Raw genomic sequence first — 19,096 nt, 5'->3', positions numbered from 1 at the left:
CCCGATCAAGACTCAGTCCGCCGGCACTCGCCGCATCGGAGGTTTGGCGTAATGCCTGTTCAATCGACCAACCCAGACTACGACGCTCATATTGAAGAGTGGCGGATGATGGACGACGCCCTGGAGGGCGAGGGCGCTATCAAGCGCAACCCGCGCAACCTGCCTAAGCCGAGCGGCATGACCGAGGCCGAGAAACTGGACGGGCAGGGCAATGCCTACCTCTACCAGAACTACACGGCGCGAGCCCAGTACGAGCACTGGGTGCGAGACTCGCTGCGCTCGATGATGGGCCTGGTCTCGCGCCTGATGCCCGAGGTGAAGCTACCCGCGGGACTGAAGGGCCTGGAGGACAATGCCACGGCTGATGGCTTCGGCCTGACCCAACTGTTCCTGCGGATCGTGCGCCAAGCCATTTCCCATGGCCGGGTGCCCCTGGTGGTCAACATCGATGACGCGGGCAAGCCGTACTTCGCCACTTACGCGGTGCGCAACGCCATCAACTGGGACACCGCCGACCAAGGTGGCCGCCAGGACCTGGTGCTGTCCGTCTTCCGCGAGTTCAGGCGCAAGGAGCAGGATCGCTACAGCCACGAGTGCGAGACGGTCTACCGCGAGTTCTACATGGACGGCGCGGTCTGCCGCACTGGCGTGCGCAACGAGGCTGGGGAGCTGATCGAAGACGACCGCCCGCTGGGCACTGTCGATGGCAGCAACAACCTGGTGCGTGGCCTGGACTACATCCCGGTGATCTACTGTGGCTCCACCGACAACTCTCCTGGCGTGGACGAGATCCCACTGCTGACGATGGCACGAGCTGCGTTGAAGTCATACCAGCTCAGTGCCGACTACTTCACCGCACTGCACCAGACCAGCCACCCGCAGCCCTGGGTGTCCGGTCTGGACGAGAGTGTGGAGCTGAGCGTTACCGGGCCATCGGCGGCCTGGGACCTGGGGCCACAAGGGGCGTGCGGATATCTGGAGTTCCAAGGCGCCGGCATCCAGGCTGTCCGCACGGCGATGGAGGACCAGAAGAACGCGGCTCTTGAGGCAGGCGCCAAGGTAATGGACGTCTCCGGTACTGAATCAGGCGAAGCACGCAAGACCCGCCAGAACGACCAGCACGCCACGCTGCACAGCATCGTCATCACGGCTGCGGAGGCTATCGAGCAGGCCCTGCGGTACGCCGCAGAGTGGACCGGCTTCAACCCCGACGAGGTGGTTTTCACGGTCAAGCCTGAGTTTGTGATCCCCGAGGTCAACGCCCAGGTGCTGGCAGAACTGCAGAAGAGCGTCATGGCCGGCACGATCAGCGCCGAAACCTACTGGCAGTACCTCACCACCGGCAAGCTGCCCGAGCGCCCATACGACGAAGAGGCCGAACTGATCGGCGACGACCACGGCGGTGGCGTAAACCTGGACGACGAAGATGGCGACGAAACCGGAGCAAACAGCGGACGAAAAGCTGCTGGAGCAGGTAAGCCGCCACTCGGTACTGCTTGAGCGGCTCAAGGCGGGGGAGGTCAAGAAGTTCGAAACCTACCTGCGCCGGGCTGACAGCCATGTACGTGACCAGCTCACCCGCAAGGAACTGACCACCTACGGCCGGAGCCGACTGGAAGAGTTCCTGGGGCGGGTAGGGGGCAAACTGCTGGAGATCTACAGAGCCTTCAGCGACCGGATGCAATCCGACCTGGTGGACATCGCCCAGTACGAGGCCGCATTCGAGGGCCGCAGCCTGGCCAAGGCGCTGCTGATCGATGCGGCCATGCCGGCAGATTCGCTGCTCAGGGCGGCGATCAACGCGCAGCCCCTGCAGGTGGCTGGGGTAGATGGCGGGAAGTTGCTCAAGCCTTTCCTTAGCGGATGGACGCGCACCGAGTCGGACCGGGTAACCAACGCCATCCGGATGGGGGTCGTGCAGGGCCAGACCAACGCCGAGATCACCCAGGCCATTCGCGGCACCGCCGCGCAGAACTTCACGGACGGCGTGCTGGCGGTCACGAACCGAAGCGCCCGAGCAGTCGTTCAGACCGCAGTCCAGCATGGGTCCACCACGGCACGCATGGAAACGCTCAAGGCGAACGCCGAGGTGGTGCCAGGCTATCGCATCGTCGCCACCCTGGACCGGAAGACCAGCGTGCAATGCCGGAGCTTGGATGGCCGCGAGTTTGAGGTGGGCAAGGGGCCTGTGCCCCCGTTCCACATCCACTGCCGAACCACCATCACGCCGATCACCAGGCTGTCGACGCTGTTCGGGCAGGGCGCCACGAGGGCGGCCGTGGGTGCGGATGGCGGCGGGCAGGTTTCGGCAAGCCTCAGCTACTACCAGTGGCTTAAAACGCAGCCCGCGGCCTTCCAAGATGCCGCGTTGGGGCCTGTGCGCGGCAAGCTCTTCCGCGACGGCGGGCTAACGGCTGAGCGCTTCGCCGCGCTGCAGCTGGACAAGAATTTCAAGCCGCTGACGCTGGACCAGCTCAAGGAGCTGGAGCCGCTCGCTTTCGAGGCCGCAGGGTTGTAAGTTGGCGATTTACAGCTTTTAAGGACCTTGGCGATGCTCAACGGTATGAGCCCGACGGATAGCAGAATCGTGATGCATCACCTCATTTCGATGTTCTATACGGAGTTTCCTACTAGCACGTCTAGGCGCAATAGGATGAGGGCTTTCCGCGACCTGAAGCGTTACGTGAAAGCAAATTGTCCATCTTTCTCCGCCAGAGTGGCGTTTGTTCTGAAGCATGTGCTGAGGCTGCGGGTGCTTAAACTTACCGCCAGAGCTCATGCAACAATAGCTCTGAACAAGGGTTGCTCTTCACCTGATGGGGCGGCTAGTTTGAAAGGCCAGTTCGACGGCCTGGACATCGAAGCAGTCAAGGGCCTGCTGGCCAAGGCCGGCCAGGACGAAGAGACCAAGCTGATCGCCGAGGGCAAGCTGGACGAGGTCATCAGCCGCCGCACCGAGCGCCTGCGCACCGACTTGGACAAGCAGGTCAAGGCCGCCAACGAACGTGCTGACAAGGCCGAAGCCTTCGCTGCCAAGTACAGCGACAAGGTGCTGGCTGACTCCATCCGCGCTGCCGCCATCAAGGCCGGCGCGCTGCCCGAGGCTGCCGAGGACATCATCCTCCGTGCCCGCGGCACCTTCAAACTGAGCGAAGACGGCGAGCCCGTTGCCACCGACCGTGCCGGCGAAGTCGTGTACGGGAAGGACGGCAAGACCCCGCTGTCTCCCCTCGAATGGGCGGAATCGCTGCGCGAAACCGCTACCCACCTGTGGCCAAGGGCTCAGGGTGCCGGGCAGACCGGCGACAACGGTGGCAAGGCCACGAAGAAGTGGGGCGAGTACACCGAGGCCGAGCGCGCTGCGATCGCCCGGGACAACCCCGACGCTTACAAAAAACTCCAAGCCACCCGAGGGACCTAACCCATGGCATCTACTCAACTGTCGGACATCTTCGTTGCCGACTACTACGGCACTCTGGAGCCGGTGAATTCTCCGGAGAAGACCGCCGTCTACGAGTCGGGCATCATCACCCGCTCGGCCACCCTGGACAATATCGCCAAGAACGGCCAAGGCACTTCCGAGATCAGCTACTGGCAGGATCTCGATGCCGACGAGGCGCCGAACATCTCCAACGATGACCCTGACGACCTGGGCGCCGTCGGCAAGGCCGAGCAGGGCAGCATGCGTGCCCGGACGCTGTACCTCAACAAGGGCTACGGCGTCTCCGACCTGACTGCTGAACTGGCCAACTCCGAGCCGATGCAGCACATCCGTAACCGCTTCGGCACCTACTGGACCCGTCAGTGGCAGCGTTACCTGATGGGCGCAGGGCGTGGCATCATCGCGGCCAACATCGCCCAGAACGGTGGTGACATGGTGAAGGACGCCGGCGCCTCGATCAGTGCCAACGCATTCCAAGATGCCGCTTTCACCGCCGGCGACGCCGCCGACATGTTCGGCGCCATCGGCGTGCACTCGGTCGTCATGAACCAGATGGTCAAGCAGGACATGATCGAGTACCTGCGCGACTCGCAGGGCAAGATCATCCTGGCCACCTACCTGGGCAAGCCGGTGTTCATGGATGACGCCCTGACCTATGCGCCGGGCCAGTTCCTCTCGCTGTTCTTCGGCCAAGGCGCCTTCGGTTACGGCGAGGGCGACCCGCACATGCCGGTCGAGATGCAGCGCAAAGCCGATGGCGGCAACGGCGGTGGTGCCGAGGTCCTGTGGGAGCGCAAGACTTACATTCTCCAGCCGGCCGGCTTCAGCTGGCAGGGTAGCGAGAACCGCAACCTGAGCCCGAGCGCCGTCCAGTACGCCTCCGCAGCCAACTGGAAGCGCGTCTTCGACCGCAAGCAGGTTCCGTTCGCCGCGGTCATCAGCGGCACCGCCACCCCTTGACCCCATGATGCGGGGTGCCGGCCTGGCGCCCTGCGCAGGAGATCAGCATGAAAGTCATCTACACCAACTCCCCGGGCAGCGAGCGTGGCACCTGCTATCGCCGCCTGGATCAGTTCTTCGGCGTGATCGACGGCGCGACCTCGGTGTCCGTGCAGGGGAATGCCCCGCACATCGGCGAGGCCTACCAGCGCCAGGGCATCAGCGTGAGCGAGATCGAGGAAGGTCTACGCCTGGATGGCCCTACCGTCGCCCAGTGGGTGGCAGAGGGTTACAAGGCTTCGGCCTACCCACCGAACGGCTACGCCCCGGTCAGCAGCCAGGCCGAGATCGACAAGGCGATCGAGGAGGAGGGTGGCGCCGAGACCGACCCTCACAAGATGAAGGTGCCGGAGCTGAAGGAGTGGCTGGCGGCCCAGGGCATCACCTTCGACCCAGCCCTCAACAAGCCAGAACTGCAGGCCCTGATCCCGTCGAAGGAATAAGCCATGACCGATTTCATCACCGTCGCTGACGTCGACCATGCACTCGGGCAGGGCTGGGCCGGCGCCGGTGATGCGGTCCTTGCCGTGGCCATGGCCAACGCCTGGCTGACGGCCAAGATCAAACGGACGGTGCCAAGTCCGGTGCCGGGCGCCATCGTCAGTGCCGGCGCGCAGGTGGCCAAGCTGGCTGCGGCCGGCCAGCTCTACAAGGACACCCAGCGCGAAGTGCAGAGCAAGACGGTGTCCGCCCAGGCTGGAACTTCGACCAGCAAAACCTATGTCGCTGGCTCCGTTGATCGCTCTGCAGGCGAGAACTTCGCCATCGACCTCATCGCACCATGGATCCGTCGTTCTGGCACCGTGATGCTCAGGAGGACCTAACTCATGGGCATGCGCGAAGAAATCCAGGCCGACTTGGCGGAGGCGTTCGATGACCCTGAAGGCTTGGCCGATACGGTGAAGCCTGTGGCTGGGTCTCGCACCGTTAAAGGTGGGTACGACCCCGAGATCGGCGGCACGGTGCCGGCGTCGACCACCTACTACACGGGCCGCGGTGTGTTCGGTAGCTACCTGGCCAAGGAAATCGACGGCTCACGGATCCAAATCGAGGACGTGAAGCTGTTGGTGCTCCAGAACGAACTGTTCGAGGGGCAGGCCGGAGCTGTCACCGACATTGTGGCTACGCCCAAGATCGGCGACCAGGTGAGTGGCTACCGTGCGCTCAATGTGTCCGAGGATCCGGCCCAGGCGACTTTTACTATCCAACTGAGAAAGTGATATGGCGCGCGGCTCACACATGACCCAGCGATACGGTGGGCAGCAGGGCGGTTTCGCCGAGGCTATCCGGGCATTCGCCGAACAGGCAGAGCAAGCCCTGGACGCTACCTTTCGCGAGATCGTGATCGAGATTGGCAGCAGCGTTATCCGCATGTCGCCGGTAGGCAACCCGGAGATCTGGGCTGCCAACGTGGCCTACCGGACCAAGGCCAACAAAGCCGCGGATGACTACGACTTCAAGGTCGCGATCCGCAACACCCTGATCAACCTGAACCAGGACAACTTCACCAAGGCCGGCAGGCTGCGCAAGGGCGTGAAGTACGCCAAGCCTCTGACCAAGACCGAGCGCGAGCAGAACTTCGCCACCAATGGCCTGGTGGCTGGCCAGGGTTACGTCGGCGGACGGTTTCGGGGCAACTGGCAGTTCTCCATCGATTCGCCGGCGACCGAAGAGCTCGACCGCATCGACCCCTCGGGCAGCCAAACGATTGCCGAGCTCATTACCCGGGTGCAAGCGCTGACCATCGGCCAGACGGCCTACATCGTGAACAATCTAATCTACGCGGTGCCTTTGGAATATGGGCACTCAACACAAGCGCCGCACGGGATGGTCCGAGTGACGCTTTCGAGGTTCCAGGAAATTGTTGAAAAGGCCGTTGCAGCGAATCGCGTTTAGGCTACATGAGCCCAGTTCCTGCCTTTGAGTATCTGTCGGATGGTTGCCTCGCTGACCTGGTAATGGCGGGAGATCGCGGCGCATGAAACACCTTCGGCGCTCATTTGGCGGACATTGCGCACATCATCAGAGCACAGGATTGCTCTCGTGTTCTTTTCGCCAAGGCTTGAGCGCCCCAGGCCGCTTGAAAACGCATGCCGCATGTTCTCCTCTGGGGTGACCCATTCGAGGTTCTCCGGCCTGTTGTCGTCCTTGACTCCGTTGATGTGGTTGATCTGCTGCTCTTCCAAGGGAGCAGGTAGGAACGCATACGCGACGAGGCGGTGAACTTTGAAAATCCGATGCTTCGTTTCAACGCATAGCCGGATGCTCTTGTATCCCTTGGCCTCGGTGTTGAGCGAGAGCACCTTGCCATATCGCACGAACGGCCTTCCGAGGCGATCGGTTGTTCGGCGATCTAGCGAGCGAACACGGCCTTGATCAGAAACTTCGTAATAGCACTCATAACCAGGAATGGCTTTCCAGACTTCTTGCATGGCTTCTCTCCATCAAAGAGAAATCATCACTTGTAGGCGTGCGGCAGGGCCGGTGATGAATCAGCCTTTTCGCCCGCTAAAGCTAGCCGCACGGCCCCATTCTAAAGGAAAAAGAGCATGAGCCATGCACGAGCCCGTCAGGCCATAGAGATCAAGCTGATGGCCTGGGCCTCAGCTCGCCCGATCCGGGTCGCCAATTTCGAGCAGGAATTTTCACCCCGGCAGGGCGAAACCTATCTGCAGGCTTACCAACTGCCGGGCTCCACCACCTGCAACTACCTCGGTGGCGACGCCTACGAGTACACCGGCTTGTACCAGGTGAGTATCACCTGCCCGGCAGGCCACGCCTTGGCGACTGCCGAAGCGCTGGTCGAAGAGCTCAGCGCCTTGTTCCGGGTTGATTCTGAGCTGAGCCGCAACGGCTTCGAGGGCATGGTCACCGAGCCGGTCGATCAGGGGCCAACCATCACCGAGTCGGCGACCTACACGGTCCCGGCCAGCTTCACCTACCGCGGCATAGCGGACCAGTAAATCTTTCAACGGCCCCTATTGGCGGCTAACCAAACACGCAGCCTAGGCCCGTACAGCCGAACGGTGGATGTTCGTTCATCCGTCCGCCCCGGCTGCGTATCTATTCGCCTGATGAACGAGGTGCTTTAGATGATCGAGAGCAATGTAATTCCGTTTCACTACCAAGGCCAAGCTGTTCGCTTCAACAGTGATGGCTGGATCAATGCCACCGATGTGGCCAAGCGATTTGGCAAGCGGCCGGTTGACTGGCTGAAGCAGTGCGAGACAAAGGAATACCTCAATGCGCTTGCCGAAGCGCTTACATGTGACGCTGGATCACTTGTAGAAACGAGCAAGGCGCGCTCGGATCGTGGCGGCGGCACATGGCTTCACCCGAAGCTGGCGGTTGCATTTGCTCGATGGCTCGATCTGAAGTTTGCCGTCTGGTGCGACCTGCACATCGATGCCTTGCTGCGCGGCGAACTGGACGAAAAGCAGAAATTCGACCGAGCCTGCCGAGCCCTGGAAGATGCCAAGGAGGTAGCAAGCCTGAGTGGCCGCGAACTTGCCCGGTGGCGCAACAAGAAGCCATGCCTGGAGCAACATGTCGAATACTGGCGTGACCAGCTTCAAATGACCCTTGGCCTAGATGCGGCCTGAATGGAGAGCATGTATGCAGATGCAAAGTGCCAACTATGTGCCAGGAGTCTCGGGCATGCGCCTTGACTTCAAGGCGGGCTCGATCGAGATCAATGGAGAAAGTGTCGGTGCCGGGTCACTGCCTAGCGAACCCCAGCTGATCACCGTTACGGCAGGCAGGTGGCCGGAAAACGACCTGCCTGTCAGCGCGATCGAGCATTACAAGTTCATTGGCGAGCAACTGATGAGCATCCCCGCCGAACATCGTGAAAGTGCTGAGCTATCGACCGAGGACATCTCGTTTGACCGCGACGGCTCGGATATCCGCACCACGCTGACGTACCGGCGTCTCGAGACTGAGCAGGAGGTCCTGGCCCGAACCTCGTTGCGGTCCGGCTCGAGCATCACCATTAATGGCGACGGTATGACCATTACCCATAATGGCAACGTCATGGCGCGCATCAGCTGCTCGACAGCACATGAACCAGCCGCTGAGTCGTTCGTGGTTGCGGGTGACCAGGTCTTCATCAACCAGGCCTTCGTTGATCAGTTCGCAGCCAAAGCGCAGATCATTGACGAAGCCAGCGCCCGCGCATTAGCGGATGATGCTTTGGCGGGGCGCATTGGCGTGCTGGAGAAAGCGATTTACCGCAGCGATGGGGGTGAAGATGCACTGAGTGATGCGCTGACGGACTGGAAGCCTGGAGGGACAGCGATTCTCTCCCAGTGCCTGGTGGGCGCCGAGAAGTTCGCGGTGACGACGGCCAAGAACTCCCATGACCAATACGTCTGCACTGGCATTGGCCTTGGCATCGACCCTGCCCGCGGAGAGACCAAAGATGGTCAGACTCAGGCCGACATGGAGTGCGCCATCGAGAAGGGTAATGCCTCTGAGACCCTGAGGCCGCTCAACAGCCAGACTGCTGAAAGCGGCATTGGCCTGGAGCTGCGCTCCAAGATCGGCACTTTCGAAACTGTGCGTGACGTGATCCGCAAAGAACTCCACCCAGGCGGTCTACTGTATCGCCGCTAACCCCGTCAGATATCAGATGAAACCCGCCGCGTGCGGGCTTTTTCGTTTCTACCCAAGAGGAAAACACCATGGCCGCACGCTTCCCGCTGCCGAACGGCGCTATCGTTGAGATCGCCGCGACCCTGGGGGCCGCTGTCCCCTTCACCGCAATCACCAATGCTGCTCCCCCAGTCCTGAGCGCTGTAGGCCACAGCTTGACTGCGCAAAGCGTCGTTCTGATCGACTCCGGCTGGGCCAAGCTCACCGACCGAGCGGCGCGCGTGGTCAATTCACTGGCCGACAGCTTCGGCCTGGGCAGCATCAGCACCTCCAATACCGAGATTTACACCCCAGGCGCTGGCCTGGGCTCTGTGATCCCGGTCACCGACTGGGTACCGAGATTTACACCCCAGGCGCTGGCCTGGGCTCTGTGATCCCGGTCACCGACTGGGTGCAGATCTCCAAGGTAACCGGCTTCACCCCGTCTGGCGGTGAGCAGCAGTTCGCGACCATCGGCTACCTGGAAGATGATGACGACCGGCAGTTCCCGACCAACCGCAACCCGCTGAGCCTGGCGATCGTCGTCGAGGATCAGAGGACTTCGACGAGTCGAAGGAACTGACCGTGGTGCGCCTGAAGCTGCGCAACGGTGACCAGATCCTCTACCCAGGCTACGTCAGCATCACGACCACCCCAACCATGGAGCGGAACAACGTCATGACCCGCACCATCAGCGTCGGCCTGTCGGGCCGCCCACTGCGCTACCTGGCTGGCTAAGGAGCCCTCATGGCAAAGATCAAGATTGCCCAGAACCCGACCTTCTCCGCCGAGGTGCAGGTGCCGCGCATCGGTGCCGAGTCGGTACCTGTGAACTTTCAGTTCCGCTACATGGACCGGGTGGCCTTGGCTGCCCTGTTCGATCGCTGGAACAAAGCCCGCGATACCTGGGCGGAACAGACGAAGAGGGACGGGGCTTCCTGGGAGGAGGTCACCGCCGGTGAGATCGCCCTGCAGGCTGAGCAACTGGGTGAAATCGTCACCGGCTGGGATCTGGAGGATGAGTTCAGCCAGGAGGCGATCGTCGATCTGGTGCGCACCTGCACCGGCGCCCCGAAGGCGGTGATCGACGCTTTCCAGGCAGCCTACAACCCGGCCCGCCTGGGAAACTGAGGGCGGCGGCCAGGGCCTGCTACGAGCGAGGCCCGTCCGCCGAGCAACTGGCGGCTCTGGGCCTGATCCCGGATGACATCGAGGAGGAAGAGGTGGAGGTCTGGCCTGACGCTTGGCCAGCCTTCCGCCTGTTCGATGCCATGGGTACCCAGTGGCGTCTGGGGCCCGGCGGTCCTTCGGGCCTCGACTACACCGCCATTCCCTCCACAGCTGCAATGCTCGGCATCAAGCGCCGCGACCTCACTGACATTTTCCCCGATCTCCGCGTGATGGAGGTCGAGGCCCTGGCCGTCATGGCCGAATCCTTGGAGTAGATCATGACCACCATTGCATCTCTCGGCCTGCAGATCGATTCCGGGGATGCCGTCGAGGCCAAGGACAACCTCGATCAACTGACTGACGCTGGCAAGCGCAGCGAAGAGTCAGCGGGCAAGACGGGGAGGGCCTGGGAGTCTGCTTTGGGCAGCCTGCAGGGTGACACCCGTCAGATCGTGCAGGAACTGCAATCGCTCAACGCCAAGCAGTCGGAGCTGGCGCAGCAGATGGCCACCGTGGGGCGTGCTGTTACCAGCGCATCCACGGCATTCAGCAGCGCCGCGGCGAACATGACCGCCTTTCGGACTGAAGCTGCGCAGGCGGGAAAGGTTCAGGAGACGTTGGCGACTGCTACTGATGCTGGCGCTCAGGCCGGACGGCGGGCTGCGGAGTCCGCTGACGAGCAACAGGCCCGGATTCTGGCTGTGGCCAGGGCTTCTCTGGAAGCCAGCGAGCACGTCCAGACCCTGAACCGTGCGACCGCACAAACGGCGGAAGTCACCGCTCAGGCTAACGCCGTCCTTTCGGACAATGCCAACCGCCAGGCGGCGATCAACAGTCGCGCTCAGGCCATCCTCGCCACCGAAGAACGCCTGACTGATGCTGCGAAGAAGGCGGCAGGCGCCCACAGAGACGAAGGTCAGGCCCTTGAGGAACTGTTGGGCAAGATAGATCCGACCGTCGCTGCGATGAGCCGACTGGACCAAATGGAGCAGAAGCTGAAGGGCTTTCGCTCCAGCGGGGCGCTCGATGCGGAGACGTTCGGCGAGTACCAGACGAAGATCGACCAGGCCCGCACGGCCCTGGGTGGCGCCGATACCGCGCTCAACAAGACCGGCATGACGGCAAAGGCGACGGCTGCTGCATTGCGCGGCGTGCCGGCGCAGTTCACCGATATCGTGGTGTCCCTGCAGGGCGGTCAGGCCCCGCTTCAGGTGCTGCTGCAACAGGGCGGCCAGCTTAAGGACATGTTCGGTGGTGTGGGCCCTGCCATCCAGGCGCTCGGCGGCTACGTCCTGGGTTTGGTGAATCCGTTCACTGTCGCCGCCGCGGCGGCGGGTGTGCTCGGGTACGCCTACTACTCGGGCAGCGAGGAGGCCGTTGGCTTCCAGAAGGCGCTGATCCTGACCGGCAATGCGGCAGGCACTACAGCTGATCAGCTGTCCGGCATGGCGCGACAGGTGTCTGCTACGGTGGGCACCACTGGTGCTGCTGCAGAAGTGCTCACCCAGCTGGCGAATAGCGGCAAGGTGGCCTCGGCCAGTTTCGTCGAGATCACCGAAGCCGCTCTGGAGTGGCGCTCGGCGACCGGCAAGGCGGTTGAGGAGACCGTGGCCGAGTTCGTGAAGATCGGCAAGGATCCGGTGGCGGCGGCCAAGGATCTCAACGAGCAGTACAACTTTCTGACCGCAACGACCTACTCTCAGATCGTTGCGCTGAAGGAGCAGGGAGACACCATCGGAGCGGCCAAGCTGCTCACCGATACCTACGTCGACACCATCAAGAACCGTAGCAAGGAGGTCACCGAGAACCTCTCCATCTGGGAGCGCGGATGGAAAGCGCTGAAAGGTGAGGTGTCCGCCACTGCAGACGCGCTCAAGGATGTTGGCCGGGATCAGGATATTGCCAGCCGCATCGTCGACCTTCAGCGCCAAGCAGCTGCGGCACAGAGCGCCGTGAATGCCGACAAGGACGACACGGATGCGCAGAAGAAGCTGACCAACGCCAACCTTGAGTTGAAGGGGCTTATCCAGCAGCGGGACACGCTTGCTGCGATCGCAAGCGCTCGCGCGCTGGATGCTCAACAGCAGCAGGCGGCGATTGTTGCCATCGGCAAGGTTGATGCCTTGGAGAAGTCCGCATGGACAAATGCGGAAAAGCGCGCCGACAAGCTCAAGGAGTACCGCAAGTCACTCGACGACATCAGGGAAAAGAACCCCAACGACGAGCGACTGAAACCGGAGCGGATCGCACGAGCCGAGGCTCACATCGCCCAGCAATTCAAGGATCCTGCTGGCCGGACTGCATCGGTCGACCTCTCTGGCGTCAACGACCAGAAGAACGCTCTGAACGCCGTCCTTGCCGAATACAAGAACCACCAGAAGGAACTGGATGCAGCGCAGAAGGCGGGCCTGATCTCCCAGGAGTCGTACGCCGCCCAGCGTATCGCAATGATCGAGCAGGAGAAGGCCGAGGTCACCAACGCCTACGAGGCAGAGATCAGGACGCTGGAGGAAGCCAAGGGCCGGAGCAGCACCAGCGCCCAGCAGCGCATTCAGCTCGACCAGAAGATTGCCGACGCACGATCCGCCATGGTCAAGGCGCAGAAGGATGCTGATGCCGAGCTGTCCGTGCTGGCGACCAATGAGCAGGGCAGGCTTGCCAAGCAGGCCAGGGCAGTCCAGACCTACACCGACGCGCTCGGCCAGCAGGTCAAGGCGCTGCAGTTGCAAGGGCAGCGTGCCGCCGACGGCCTTGGGCTGGGCGATCGCCAGCGCGGCCTGCAGGACCAGCAGAACGGCATCGTCGATCGCATGAATCAGCAGCGCCTGGACCTGGCCAACCAGTATGGCGATGGCTCCCGCGGCATGAGCGTTGATGAGTACAACCAGAAGCTGGCCAGCCTCAACAAGACCGAGCGTGACCTGCAGGAAACCACCATCGCCAACTACGACGCTATGACGGCTGCGCAGGGCGACTGGCGCAAAGGAGCATCCTCGGCCTTCCAGAACTACCTGGACCAGGCCCGGGATGTCGCTGGGCAGACGAAGTCACTGTTCACCAGCGCCTTCAGCAGCATGGAGGACGCGGTTGTGAATTTCGCCATGACCGGCAAGTTCTCCTTCGCCGACTTCACCAAGTCGATCATTGCTGACATGGCGCGGATCGCGACAAGGCAAGCGGCCTCGGGGCTGCTGTCCAGTATCGCTGGCACTGCGCTGGGCGCCTGGTTCGGAGGAGGAGGCGCCGCAGCCTCGACGGGCGCATCAGGGGCCGCCGGTGCTGCTGGTTCGGGCGGGTTTGACTACGGGCTGGGTAGCGCTTCATCCGGCATGACTTACACCCCGACGTTTTCGGATGGCGGCTACACCGGTGAGGGCGGCAAGTATGACCCGGCCGGTATCGTCCATGCCGGTGAGTTCGTGCTTCGCCGGGAAGTTGTGAGCCAGCCAGGCATGCTGGGCTACCTCGAAACCTTGAACAACCGCGGCTATGCCGACGGTGGTCTGGTGACGCCACTGCCGATACCGCGGCAGATTTCGAGTGCGTCCACAAGCGGCACTTCCATCCAGGTGAGCGCATCGGTCAGCGTCAACACTCAGGACACCAGCGGGCAGGGCGGCGAGCTCAATCCAGCACTGCTGCAGCAAAACATGCAGAAGCAGATGCAAGCCGCGGCCGAAAGAGCTGTGGCTGACTCGTGGCGCCCAGGCGGTGTCAGCTATCGCAACGTGAATCGGAGGGGCTGATGGCTATCGAGGCATTCCGTTGGTCGACCTCCAGAGGCGAGACGCCGGATATCAAGTACCGGGTGCTCGAATCGCGGTTCGGTGGCGGGTACCGGCAGGTTGTCGGCGACGGCCCCAACAACAAGGAAGACAGCTATCCGGTCACGGTGACCGGCACCAAGGCTACGGTGCGACAGGTCATGGAATTTTTCGACCGGCATGCCGGCGCCAAGGCGTTCCTCTGGACCACACCGCTCGGCGACCTGGGGCTGTTCACCTGCATCGATCCCAAGCCCACGCCGGTGGGCGGAGGGCGGTTCAAGGTGACTGCCACCTTCCAGCGGGCGAACCACCCGTAAGGACCATCCATGTCATTCATTCGAGATATCCAGCTCTTGGAGCCAGGTAGCGAGGTGCTGCTGTTCGAACTAGACGGTTCGGACTTCGGCGCCGATGTGCTGCGGTTCCACGGGCACGCCATTCCACACACACCCGAAGAACTGGCGGCGGCCGGCGCTGACGCCGATCAGTTGCCGGCAAAGTCGATCTGGTGGCAGGGCGAGGAGTACAGCGCCTGGCCCATGCAGATCGATGGCATCAGCGCGAACTCCGACGGTACCGCTGTGCGCCCGACGCTGTCGGTTGGCAACGTCAACGGGCGCATCACTGCTCTTTGCCTGGCGTTCGATGACCTGCTGGAATTCCAGCTGACGTTTCGGCACACGCTGAAGCGGTACCTGGATGCGGTCAATTTCCCAGACGGAAATCCGGAGGCCGCCCCGAACGAGGAGAGCATCGAGATCTGGTTCATCGACCAGAAGGTCTCCGAGAACGGAACCCAGGTGTCGTGGGAGCTGGCCAGCCCTGGCGATGTTGGTGGCGAGACGATCGGCCGGCAGATGACCCAGCTTTGCCACTGGGCGATGACGAATGGGTACCGCGGTCCGAACTGTGGCTACACCGGTCCTCACTACGATATGGACGGCAACCCGACCGACGATCCTGCAAAGGACCAGTGCAATGGCTGCCTTGATAGCGGTTGCATCGTCCGGCACGGGGCCGGCAACCCTGTCCCCTTCGGTGGTTTCCCCGCCGTGTCTCTCATTGCCCGGAGCTGAAATGCGAAAACACATCCTTGCCGCCGTGCAGAACCACGCCGCGGCGGAATACCCGCGTGAGTGTTGCGGGTTGCTGCTGGCCGTCGGGCGGCGCCAGGTCTACTTTCCATGCGCGAACGTGGCCAGCGAGCCGACCGAGGAGTTCAGGATTGCGCCAGAGCAGTTCGCCGAGGCGGAAGACCAGGGGCAGGTGATCGGTATCGTGCACTCGCATCCAGATGCGACGAGCCGGCCGTCACCACGCGACCTGGCGATGTGCGAAGCCACCGGCCTGCCGTGGCACATCTTGTCGTGGCCCGAGGGCGACCTGCGCACCATAGCCCCTACCGGCGACACGCCGCTGCTGGGGCGGCCGTTCGTGCATGGAGTGTGGGACTGCTGGCAGGTGTGCGCCGACTGGTATCGGCGCGAGTGGGGACTTGAGTTCCCGATCTACGCGCGCGAGGACGGCTGGTGGGAGAGCTCTGACGGGCCGAGCCTGTACGAGCAGGCCTACGAGGGCGCTGGCTTCTACCAAGTCAGCCAGCCCCAGCGCGGCGACATGATCGTCATGGCCGTGGGGCGCACCGCGCACCCGAACCACGCAGGCATCTACCTGGGCGCTGACGTGCAACTGCCAGAGCGGCACCCGCAGATCTTCGGGCCTGGACCTTTCCTGCTGCACCACCTGTACGGCAGGTCATCGGAAATCATCGTGTTCGGCGGGCCTTGGCTCGATCGGACGCGCCTGGTGTTGCGTCATCGAGACTCCAAATGAGCACAAGGGAGCAAGCATGCCAATGGCGACCACATGGAGACTTTCGGAGTGCGTGATCCGTACTGGCATGGCGTACCTCGATTATCTGAGGGTTGACTGCTCTATAGATCTCAACTCATATCTTGATGAGAGGGCTCTCGAAACTCTCTTTATCAAGATGATGGCTGAGCATCTTGCAGGATCTGATCCTCCACATTCTGAAGCTGCTCCTGGATGCGAGCCAAAGCGACTTCAATCATCCATTCGTCCAAAACGGTCCGATTAGAGTAGCCGTTTGGAGCCCAAGCTCCCTGAGACAGCGATGCAGGCTTGCGGGTGAACATCATGATTGCGGCATTCGCCAGGAGTGTTGCAGCTTTTGCAAGCTTCCAGGCGGTCGCCTTTAGCTCGGACAGTTCGAACGGTTTGCCAGCCTGGCGCTCGTTGGGTTTGGACTTGATAGCGTTAAACGCTAATCCGGTATCGCCTTCGGTCACGGCCCATTGCCAATGAGCGACAATGTTTCGGTGTTCAATCGCAGACTTGAATGCGTCCAGCGCTTCTTTGATGGGCTCCACCAAGACTGCAGGCTTGACTCTGGCTATCTCTGTCTTGATCACGGCTAGCATTTTCTCTGCGTTGACATTCGCGTGACGCACGAGCAGGTATGCATCGTGGTCGCTGAGGCTCATGATATTTCTGAAGATGTCGAATATAGAGCGCTCGCACTCTGAGTAGTTGACAATGATCTGCCCGATTTCTCGCGTGAGATCTGGTCCGGGACCGATCTGATATTGCCATTTTGGCTGTTGGTCGCTGGTCATGGTGCCTCCTTGCAAGAGGCACAACGCTACTACGGCCGCCGCCGGGTTGGTTACTGGCTTTGCATCCACGCTGGATGGGTGGACAGGGTGGTAAGTACTGCTATACCTGATCCATGATTCACTATGGCTCAGGGAGGGCATGCCAATGTTTAAAAAAGGGATCGCGAGTGTGCTATTGGTCATCCTGGCCTCTCTTGTGGGATGCACCAACTCGTCGCAAGTGAAGCAGGCTGGCCGTGATCACTCATCAGGTTGGAGTGATCAAATCCGAAGTTTGGCTAGCCACTCCGTGGGGCCAGCACAGCTTGCTTACAATGTCTATAAAGACGCAGATCAATTCGATGTCTCAGGCCGCTACCGTTGGGTGAGAGATTTCGAAGAGAAGAGAATGGGCTTCTTCGCATCTCTGTATAAAGAAAACGATCAGGAAAATTATATTCTCGCATTCCGCGGTACAGATTCCCTGGCCGACTTTAAAAGTGGAAATAACCCTATTTTCCAGCGACAGAATGGTTATGCGCTGGCTGTTTTTGACCAGGTGCGGGACTTATATTCCCCAAGAGAAATAACAGTTGTGGGTCATTCCTTGGGGGGCGGTATCGCGATCCATGTTTCCCTCAATAGGGCAAACGTCAAGGCCTATTCCTTCAATGGTAGCCCTGTGTTTCATTCTGATGGTCCGCCGTTTAAAAACGAGCGCTATAGCATCGTTGAGTATGGTGACCCTCTCAAGCTCGGCCGAATATTAGGTCGAGAGGCTACCCAGCTGTATACGTCGGTTGGATGCACCAATAAGAAAAATCCGTTTTCTCAGCATGCTATGAAGCTGCTTGCGAACTGCCTCATTACAATGGCCTCGTATGAAAATCACTCTTCGACCCGAGAAGGCGTTCAGGTGCTCCAGAAACCGCAACTGTGATTGAGGTATGGTAGATTCCCGCCATCATCAAGGAGGGATCACATGCGAGTTTTGATTTGCGCTTTGGGGCTGGCGATTTTGGCGGGGTGTGTATCGCCAAGCGACCTGAAAAGAAATTCTCCCACGACCAAGGCCGTGACAAAGAAATCGCCCCGAGAGTACGCGCTCTGCGTCTTCCCTCAATGGCAGGACGCTCGATCAGAAGCAACCATGTCTGAAACTCAGAATGGATACCGCCTTGTCATTGCTGCAGTGAATCTTACCGACGAGTTGCTTGAGGTCTCCAAGGCCGAAGCAGGGAGTTCGGTTGTGTTCTATCAACGAGTGCCATGGATGCCTGGTGTCGGGCGTTCAGCGATCGAGGGTGCGGTCAAATCCTGCCTTTGAGCCAGCACTATTCATTAGCCGCCTACGGGCGGCTTTTTTATGCGTGGAGAAATCAAATGGCAGCAACGGTAGTGCACTACGCCCCGATGACGACAATCATGCTTTCCGGCTCGCTCGCCCAGAAGTTCGGGCGCATCCATCGCCGCCTGCTCGATAGCGGCGAAGGGTGGGAGGTATTCAAGGCGTTGCGCGCCACGCTCCCTGGCTTTCTGGAGGAGATCAAGCGCCTGGATAGCCTCGGAATTCGCTTTGCTGTCTTCCGTAACCGGAAAAACGTCGGACCCGATGATCTGGGGCGCCGCGGCACTCAAGAGTTACGCATTGTCCCGGTGATCGGTGGAAGCAAGCGTGGTGGCCTGCTTCAAACGATCATCGGGGCCGTGATCTTCGTTGCTTCATCCTTCGTGCCGGGGATGCAGGGTTGGGGGCACTCACTTGGCGCATCGCTTGCACTAGGCGGTGTCATCCAGATGCTCAGCCCCCAGGCCAAAGGGCTCTCGCAAAGCGCTGCCCCGGAGAACCTGCCGAGCTACGCCTTCGGCAGCGCGAAGAACACAACCGCAAGCGGCAATCCTGTCCCGATCTGCATCGGCAAGCGCCGGTGGGGCGGGGCGATTATCTCTGCGTCGATTTACGCGGAAGACAAAAGCTAGGTATCTTGCTCCCTTCACACGGGAGGTGATATGCGAGCGCTAATTGTAATTGATGATGGACTATTTCCTGACTCCTACATCAAGTCGGGGACTTTTAAGCTGGACTTCGTGCCGGAAGATAGAGACTTTTCCTATATCCTTTTAGTTGAATGGGATCACTACAATGGCAGGCCCAGTCGATTCAAGTGGCTTGCCAGGGTTAATGAGATGATAGTTAAACTACAAAGCCCTGGCTCTTCATTGACTCTGCATGGTTTCTGGCAGGTAACAGGTAGTCAGCGTGACTTTAAAGAGGGCATGAAGTACTCAAAGTCTGGGTTTAAACATTATGCAGATGTCAATGATGATGTGTGGTCACTGGTAGAGGCGAGCCATTATCTAAAAGAGCCAGAGTTTTCTGGGTTTATTAGCCTAAAAGAGGCGACGGCGCGTCTTGCTTCTAGTTATGGAGTGCCAGAGTCAGCGGTCAAAATAAATATCACCAACTAGTT

At 60.9% G+C, this 19,096-nt stretch carries 24 protein-coding genes and 1 pseudogene; 23 read left to right on the top strand and 2 right to left on the bottom strand.

The genetic code is table 11. The features are described from left to right. The first annotated feature begins 51 nt into the window (after positions 1-51). The 8 genes from RTI28_RS27335 to RTI28_RS27300 all read left to right on the top strand — a co-directional run bounded on the left by RTI28_RS27335 (position 52) and on the right by RTI28_RS27300 (position 6,337). Positions 52-1,500, top strand: coding sequence for a DUF4055 domain-containing protein (locus RTI28_RS27335; RefSeq protein WP_316923399.1), 1,449 nt, complete (start codon positions 52-54; stop codon positions 1,498-1,500). Then, complete coding sequence (locus tag RTI28_RS27330; RefSeq protein WP_316923398.1) at positions 1,427-2,518, top strand: minor capsid protein; 1,092 nt, start codon at positions 1,427-1,429, stop codon at positions 2,516-2,518. The genes RTI28_RS27335 and RTI28_RS27330 overlap by 74 nt, the downstream gene beginning before the upstream one ends. 312 nt (positions 2,519-2,830) lie before the next feature. After that, positions 2,831-3,421 (top strand): hypothetical protein, encoded by a 591-nt coding sequence (locus tag RTI28_RS27325; protein ID WP_316923397.1) that lies wholly within the window; start codon positions 2,831-2,833, stop codon positions 3,419-3,421. A 3-nt stretch (positions 3,422-3,424) separates the two neighbouring features. Then, positions 3,425-4,402: a major capsid protein gene (locus RTI28_RS27320; protein ID WP_316923396.1), complete on the top strand. Its 978-nt coding sequence runs from the start codon at positions 3,425-3,427 to the stop codon at positions 4,400-4,402. A gap of 47 nt (positions 4,403-4,449) precedes the next feature. After that, positions 4,450-4,884 (top strand): hypothetical protein, encoded by a 435-nt coding sequence (locus RTI28_RS27315; RefSeq protein WP_316923395.1) that lies wholly within the window; start codon positions 4,450-4,452, stop codon positions 4,882-4,884. A 3-nt stretch (positions 4,885-4,887) separates the two neighbouring features. After that, positions 4,888-5,265 (top strand): hypothetical protein, encoded by a 378-nt coding sequence (locus tag RTI28_RS27310; RefSeq protein WP_316923394.1) that lies wholly within the window; start codon positions 4,888-4,890, stop codon positions 5,263-5,265. A 3-nt stretch (positions 5,266-5,268) separates the two neighbouring features. Next, positions 5,269-5,661, top strand: coding sequence for a hypothetical protein (locus RTI28_RS27305; protein ID WP_316923393.1), 393 nt, complete (start codon positions 5,269-5,271; stop codon positions 5,659-5,661). A gap of 1 nt (position 5,662) precedes the next feature. Continuing rightward, positions 5,663-6,337, top strand: coding sequence for a hypothetical protein (locus RTI28_RS27300; RefSeq protein ID WP_316923392.1), 675 nt, complete (start codon positions 5,663-5,665; stop codon positions 6,335-6,337). Here RTI28_RS27300 and RTI28_RS27295 read toward each other — a convergent pair. Continuing rightward, entirely contained in the window at positions 6,334-6,873 is a 540-nt protein-coding gene (locus RTI28_RS27295) for an NUMOD4 motif-containing HNH endonuclease (protein ID WP_316923391.1), read from the bottom strand. The two genes, RTI28_RS27300 and RTI28_RS27295, sit on opposite strands and share 4 nt — an antisense overlap. A 117-nt stretch (positions 6,874-6,990) precedes the next feature. On the opposite strand from RTI28_RS27295, the gene RTI28_RS27290 reads away from it, so the two are divergent. The 11 genes and pseudogenes from RTI28_RS27290 (at position 6,991) to RTI28_RS27240 (ending at position 15,843) form a co-directional block, all read left to right on the top strand. After that, the gene (locus tag RTI28_RS27290; RefSeq protein WP_316923390.1) at positions 6,991-7,404 is read left to right on the top strand and encodes a phage tail terminator-like protein; all 414 of its coding nucleotides are present in this window, start codon (positions 6,991-6,993) and stop codon (positions 7,402-7,404) included. 129 nt (positions 7,405-7,533) lie between these two features. After that, complete coding sequence (locus RTI28_RS27285; protein WP_316923389.1) at positions 7,534-8,043, top strand: KilA-N domain-containing protein; 510 nt, start codon at positions 7,534-7,536, stop codon at positions 8,041-8,043. Between the two features lie 13 nt (positions 8,044-8,056). Beyond that, positions 8,057-9,055, top strand: coding sequence for a hypothetical protein (locus RTI28_RS27280; RefSeq protein ID WP_316923388.1), 999 nt, complete (start codon positions 8,057-8,059; stop codon positions 9,053-9,055). Positions 9,056-9,123: 68 nt separating this feature from the next. After that, complete coding sequence (locus RTI28_RS27275; RefSeq protein ID WP_316923387.1) at positions 9,124-9,468, top strand: phage tail tube protein; 345 nt, start codon at positions 9,124-9,126, stop codon at positions 9,466-9,468. Next, positions 9,465-9,811: pseudogene (locus RTI28_RS27270) on the top strand (phage tail tube protein). The gene RTI28_RS27275 and the pseudogene RTI28_RS27270 overlap by 4 nt, the downstream one beginning before the upstream one ends. A 9-nt stretch (positions 9,812-9,820) precedes the next feature. Further along, the gene (locus RTI28_RS27265) at positions 9,821-10,204 is read left to right on the top strand and encodes a phage tail assembly chaperone (protein ID WP_316923386.1); all 384 of its coding nucleotides are present in this window, start codon (positions 9,821-9,823) and stop codon (positions 10,202-10,204) included. Continuing rightward, positions 10,201-10,518 (top strand): DUF1799 domain-containing protein, encoded by a 318-nt coding sequence (locus RTI28_RS27260; RefSeq protein ID WP_410479048.1) that lies wholly within the window; start codon positions 10,201-10,203, stop codon positions 10,516-10,518. The genes RTI28_RS27265 and RTI28_RS27260 overlap by 4 nt, the downstream gene beginning before the upstream one ends. Before the next feature lie 3 nt (positions 10,519-10,521). After that, complete coding sequence (locus tag RTI28_RS27255) at positions 10,522-13,989, top strand: phage tail tape measure protein (RefSeq protein WP_316923385.1); 3,468 nt, start codon at positions 10,522-10,524, stop codon at positions 13,987-13,989. Next, entirely contained in the window at positions 13,989-14,327 is a 339-nt protein-coding gene (locus RTI28_RS27250) for a phage tail protein (RefSeq protein WP_316923384.1), read from the top strand. Before RTI28_RS27255 ends, RTI28_RS27250 begins: the two co-directional genes overlap by 1 nt. 9 nt (positions 14,328-14,336) lie before the next feature. Next, the gene (locus RTI28_RS27245; protein ID WP_316923383.1) at positions 14,337-15,086 is read left to right on the top strand and encodes a phage minor tail protein L; all 750 of its coding nucleotides are present in this window, start codon (positions 14,337-14,339) and stop codon (positions 15,084-15,086) included. A 1-nt stretch (position 15,087) separates the two neighbouring features. Beyond that, the gene (locus RTI28_RS27240) at positions 15,088-15,843 is read left to right on the top strand and encodes a C40 family peptidase (protein ID WP_316923382.1); all 756 of its coding nucleotides are present in this window, start codon (positions 15,088-15,090) and stop codon (positions 15,841-15,843) included. Positions 15,844-15,995: 152 nt separating this feature from the next. Here the strand turns inward: RTI28_RS27240 and RTI28_RS27235 are convergent, their stop codons facing one another. Next, positions 15,996-16,646 (bottom strand): hypothetical protein, encoded by a 651-nt coding sequence (locus tag RTI28_RS27235; RefSeq protein WP_316923381.1) that lies wholly within the window; start codon positions 16,644-16,646, stop codon positions 15,996-15,998. Positions 16,647-16,791: 145 nt separating this feature from the next. Between RTI28_RS27235 and RTI28_RS27230 the strand changes: the two genes are divergently transcribed. Genes RTI28_RS27230 through RTI28_RS27215 form a run of 4 tightly spaced genes read left to right on the top strand, consistent with a single transcriptional unit; the run spans position 16,792 to position 19,094 of the window. After that, positions 16,792-17,565: an Mbeg1-like protein gene (locus RTI28_RS27230; RefSeq protein WP_316923380.1), complete on the top strand. Its 774-nt coding sequence runs from the start codon at positions 16,792-16,794 to the stop codon at positions 17,563-17,565. Positions 17,566-17,607: 42 nt separating this feature from the next. Further along, positions 17,608-17,952 (top strand): hypothetical protein, encoded by a 345-nt coding sequence (locus tag RTI28_RS27225; RefSeq protein ID WP_316923379.1) that lies wholly within the window; start codon positions 17,608-17,610, stop codon positions 17,950-17,952. A gap of 56 nt (positions 17,953-18,008) precedes the next feature. Next, complete coding sequence (locus RTI28_RS27220; protein ID WP_316923378.1) at positions 18,009-18,605, top strand: tail assembly protein; 597 nt, start codon at positions 18,009-18,011, stop codon at positions 18,603-18,605. A 30-nt stretch (positions 18,606-18,635) separates the two neighbouring features. Next, positions 18,636-19,094, top strand: coding sequence for a hypothetical protein (locus RTI28_RS27215; RefSeq protein ID WP_316923377.1), 459 nt, complete (start codon positions 18,636-18,638; stop codon positions 19,092-19,094). The last annotated feature ends 2 nt before the right edge of the window (positions 19,095-19,096 follow it).

Origin of the sequence: Pseudomonas sp. zfem002, from assembly GCF_032621685.1 — a bacterium.
In the GTDB taxonomy this organism is placed as follows: domain Bacteria; phylum Pseudomonadota; class Gammaproteobacteria; order Pseudomonadales; family Pseudomonadaceae; genus Aquipseudomonas; species Aquipseudomonas japonica.
Note: the sequence above shows the minus strand (reverse complement) of the source record. Positions and strands in the feature narration are given on the sequence as shown.

Bases quoted from the DNA above. Each gene is read 5' to 3' on its own strand.
- RTI28_RS27335 (WP_316923399.1), top strand. From the start codon at position 52: ATGCCTGTTCAATCGACCAACCCAGACTACGACGCTCATATTGAAGAG.
- RTI28_RS27330 (WP_316923398.1), top strand. From the start codon at position 1,427: ATGGCGACGAAACCGGAGCAAACAGCGGACGAAAAGCTGCTGGAGCAG.
- RTI28_RS27320 (WP_316923396.1), top strand. From the start codon at position 3,425: ATGGCATCTACTCAACTGTCGGACATCTTCGTTGCCGACTACTACGGC.
- RTI28_RS27315 (WP_316923395.1), top strand. From the start codon at position 4,450: ATGAAAGTCATCTACACCAACTCCCCGGGCAGCGAGCGTGGCACCTGC.
- RTI28_RS27310 (WP_316923394.1), top strand. From the start codon at position 4,888: ATGACCGATTTCATCACCGTCGCTGACGTCGACCATGCACTCGGGCAG.
- RTI28_RS27305 (WP_316923393.1), top strand. From the start codon at position 5,269: ATGGGCATGCGCGAAGAAATCCAGGCCGACTTGGCGGAGGCGTTCGAT.
- RTI28_RS27300 (WP_316923392.1), top strand. From the start codon at position 5,663: ATGGCGCGCGGCTCACACATGACCCAGCGATACGGTGGGCAGCAGGGC.
- RTI28_RS27295 (WP_316923391.1), bottom strand. From the start codon at position 6,873: ATGCAAGAAGTCTGGAAAGCCATTCCTGGTTATGAGTGCTATTACGAA.
- RTI28_RS27290 (WP_316923390.1), top strand. From the start codon at position 6,991: ATGAGCCATGCACGAGCCCGTCAGGCCATAGAGATCAAGCTGATGGCC.
- RTI28_RS27285 (WP_316923389.1), top strand. From the start codon at position 7,534: ATGATCGAGAGCAATGTAATTCCGTTTCACTACCAAGGCCAAGCTGTT.
- RTI28_RS27280 (WP_316923388.1), top strand. From the start codon at position 8,057: ATGCAGATGCAAAGTGCCAACTATGTGCCAGGAGTCTCGGGCATGCGC.
- RTI28_RS27275 (WP_316923387.1), top strand. From the start codon at position 9,124: ATGGCCGCACGCTTCCCGCTGCCGAACGGCGCTATCGTTGAGATCGCC.
- RTI28_RS27265 (WP_316923386.1), top strand. From the start codon at position 9,821: ATGGCAAAGATCAAGATTGCCCAGAACCCGACCTTCTCCGCCGAGGTG.
- RTI28_RS27255 (WP_316923385.1), top strand. From the start codon at position 10,522: ATGACCACCATTGCATCTCTCGGCCTGCAGATCGATTCCGGGGATGCC.
- RTI28_RS27250 (WP_316923384.1), top strand. From the start codon at position 13,989: ATGGCTATCGAGGCATTCCGTTGGTCGACCTCCAGAGGCGAGACGCCG.
- RTI28_RS27245 (WP_316923383.1), top strand. From the start codon at position 14,337: ATGTCATTCATTCGAGATATCCAGCTCTTGGAGCCAGGTAGCGAGGTG.
- RTI28_RS27240 (WP_316923382.1), top strand. From the start codon at position 15,088: ATGCGAAAACACATCCTTGCCGCCGTGCAGAACCACGCCGCGGCGGAA.
- RTI28_RS27235 (WP_316923381.1), bottom strand. From the start codon at position 16,646: ATGACCAGCGACCAACAGCCAAAATGGCAATATCAGATCGGTCCCGGA.
- RTI28_RS27230 (WP_316923380.1), top strand. From the start codon at position 16,792: ATGTTTAAAAAAGGGATCGCGAGTGTGCTATTGGTCATCCTGGCCTCT.
- RTI28_RS27225 (WP_316923379.1), top strand. From the start codon at position 17,608: ATGCGAGTTTTGATTTGCGCTTTGGGGCTGGCGATTTTGGCGGGGTGT.
- RTI28_RS27220 (WP_316923378.1), top strand. From the start codon at position 18,009: ATGGCAGCAACGGTAGTGCACTACGCCCCGATGACGACAATCATGCTT.
- RTI28_RS27215 (WP_316923377.1), top strand. From the start codon at position 18,636: ATGCGAGCGCTAATTGTAATTGATGATGGACTATTTCCTGACTCCTAC.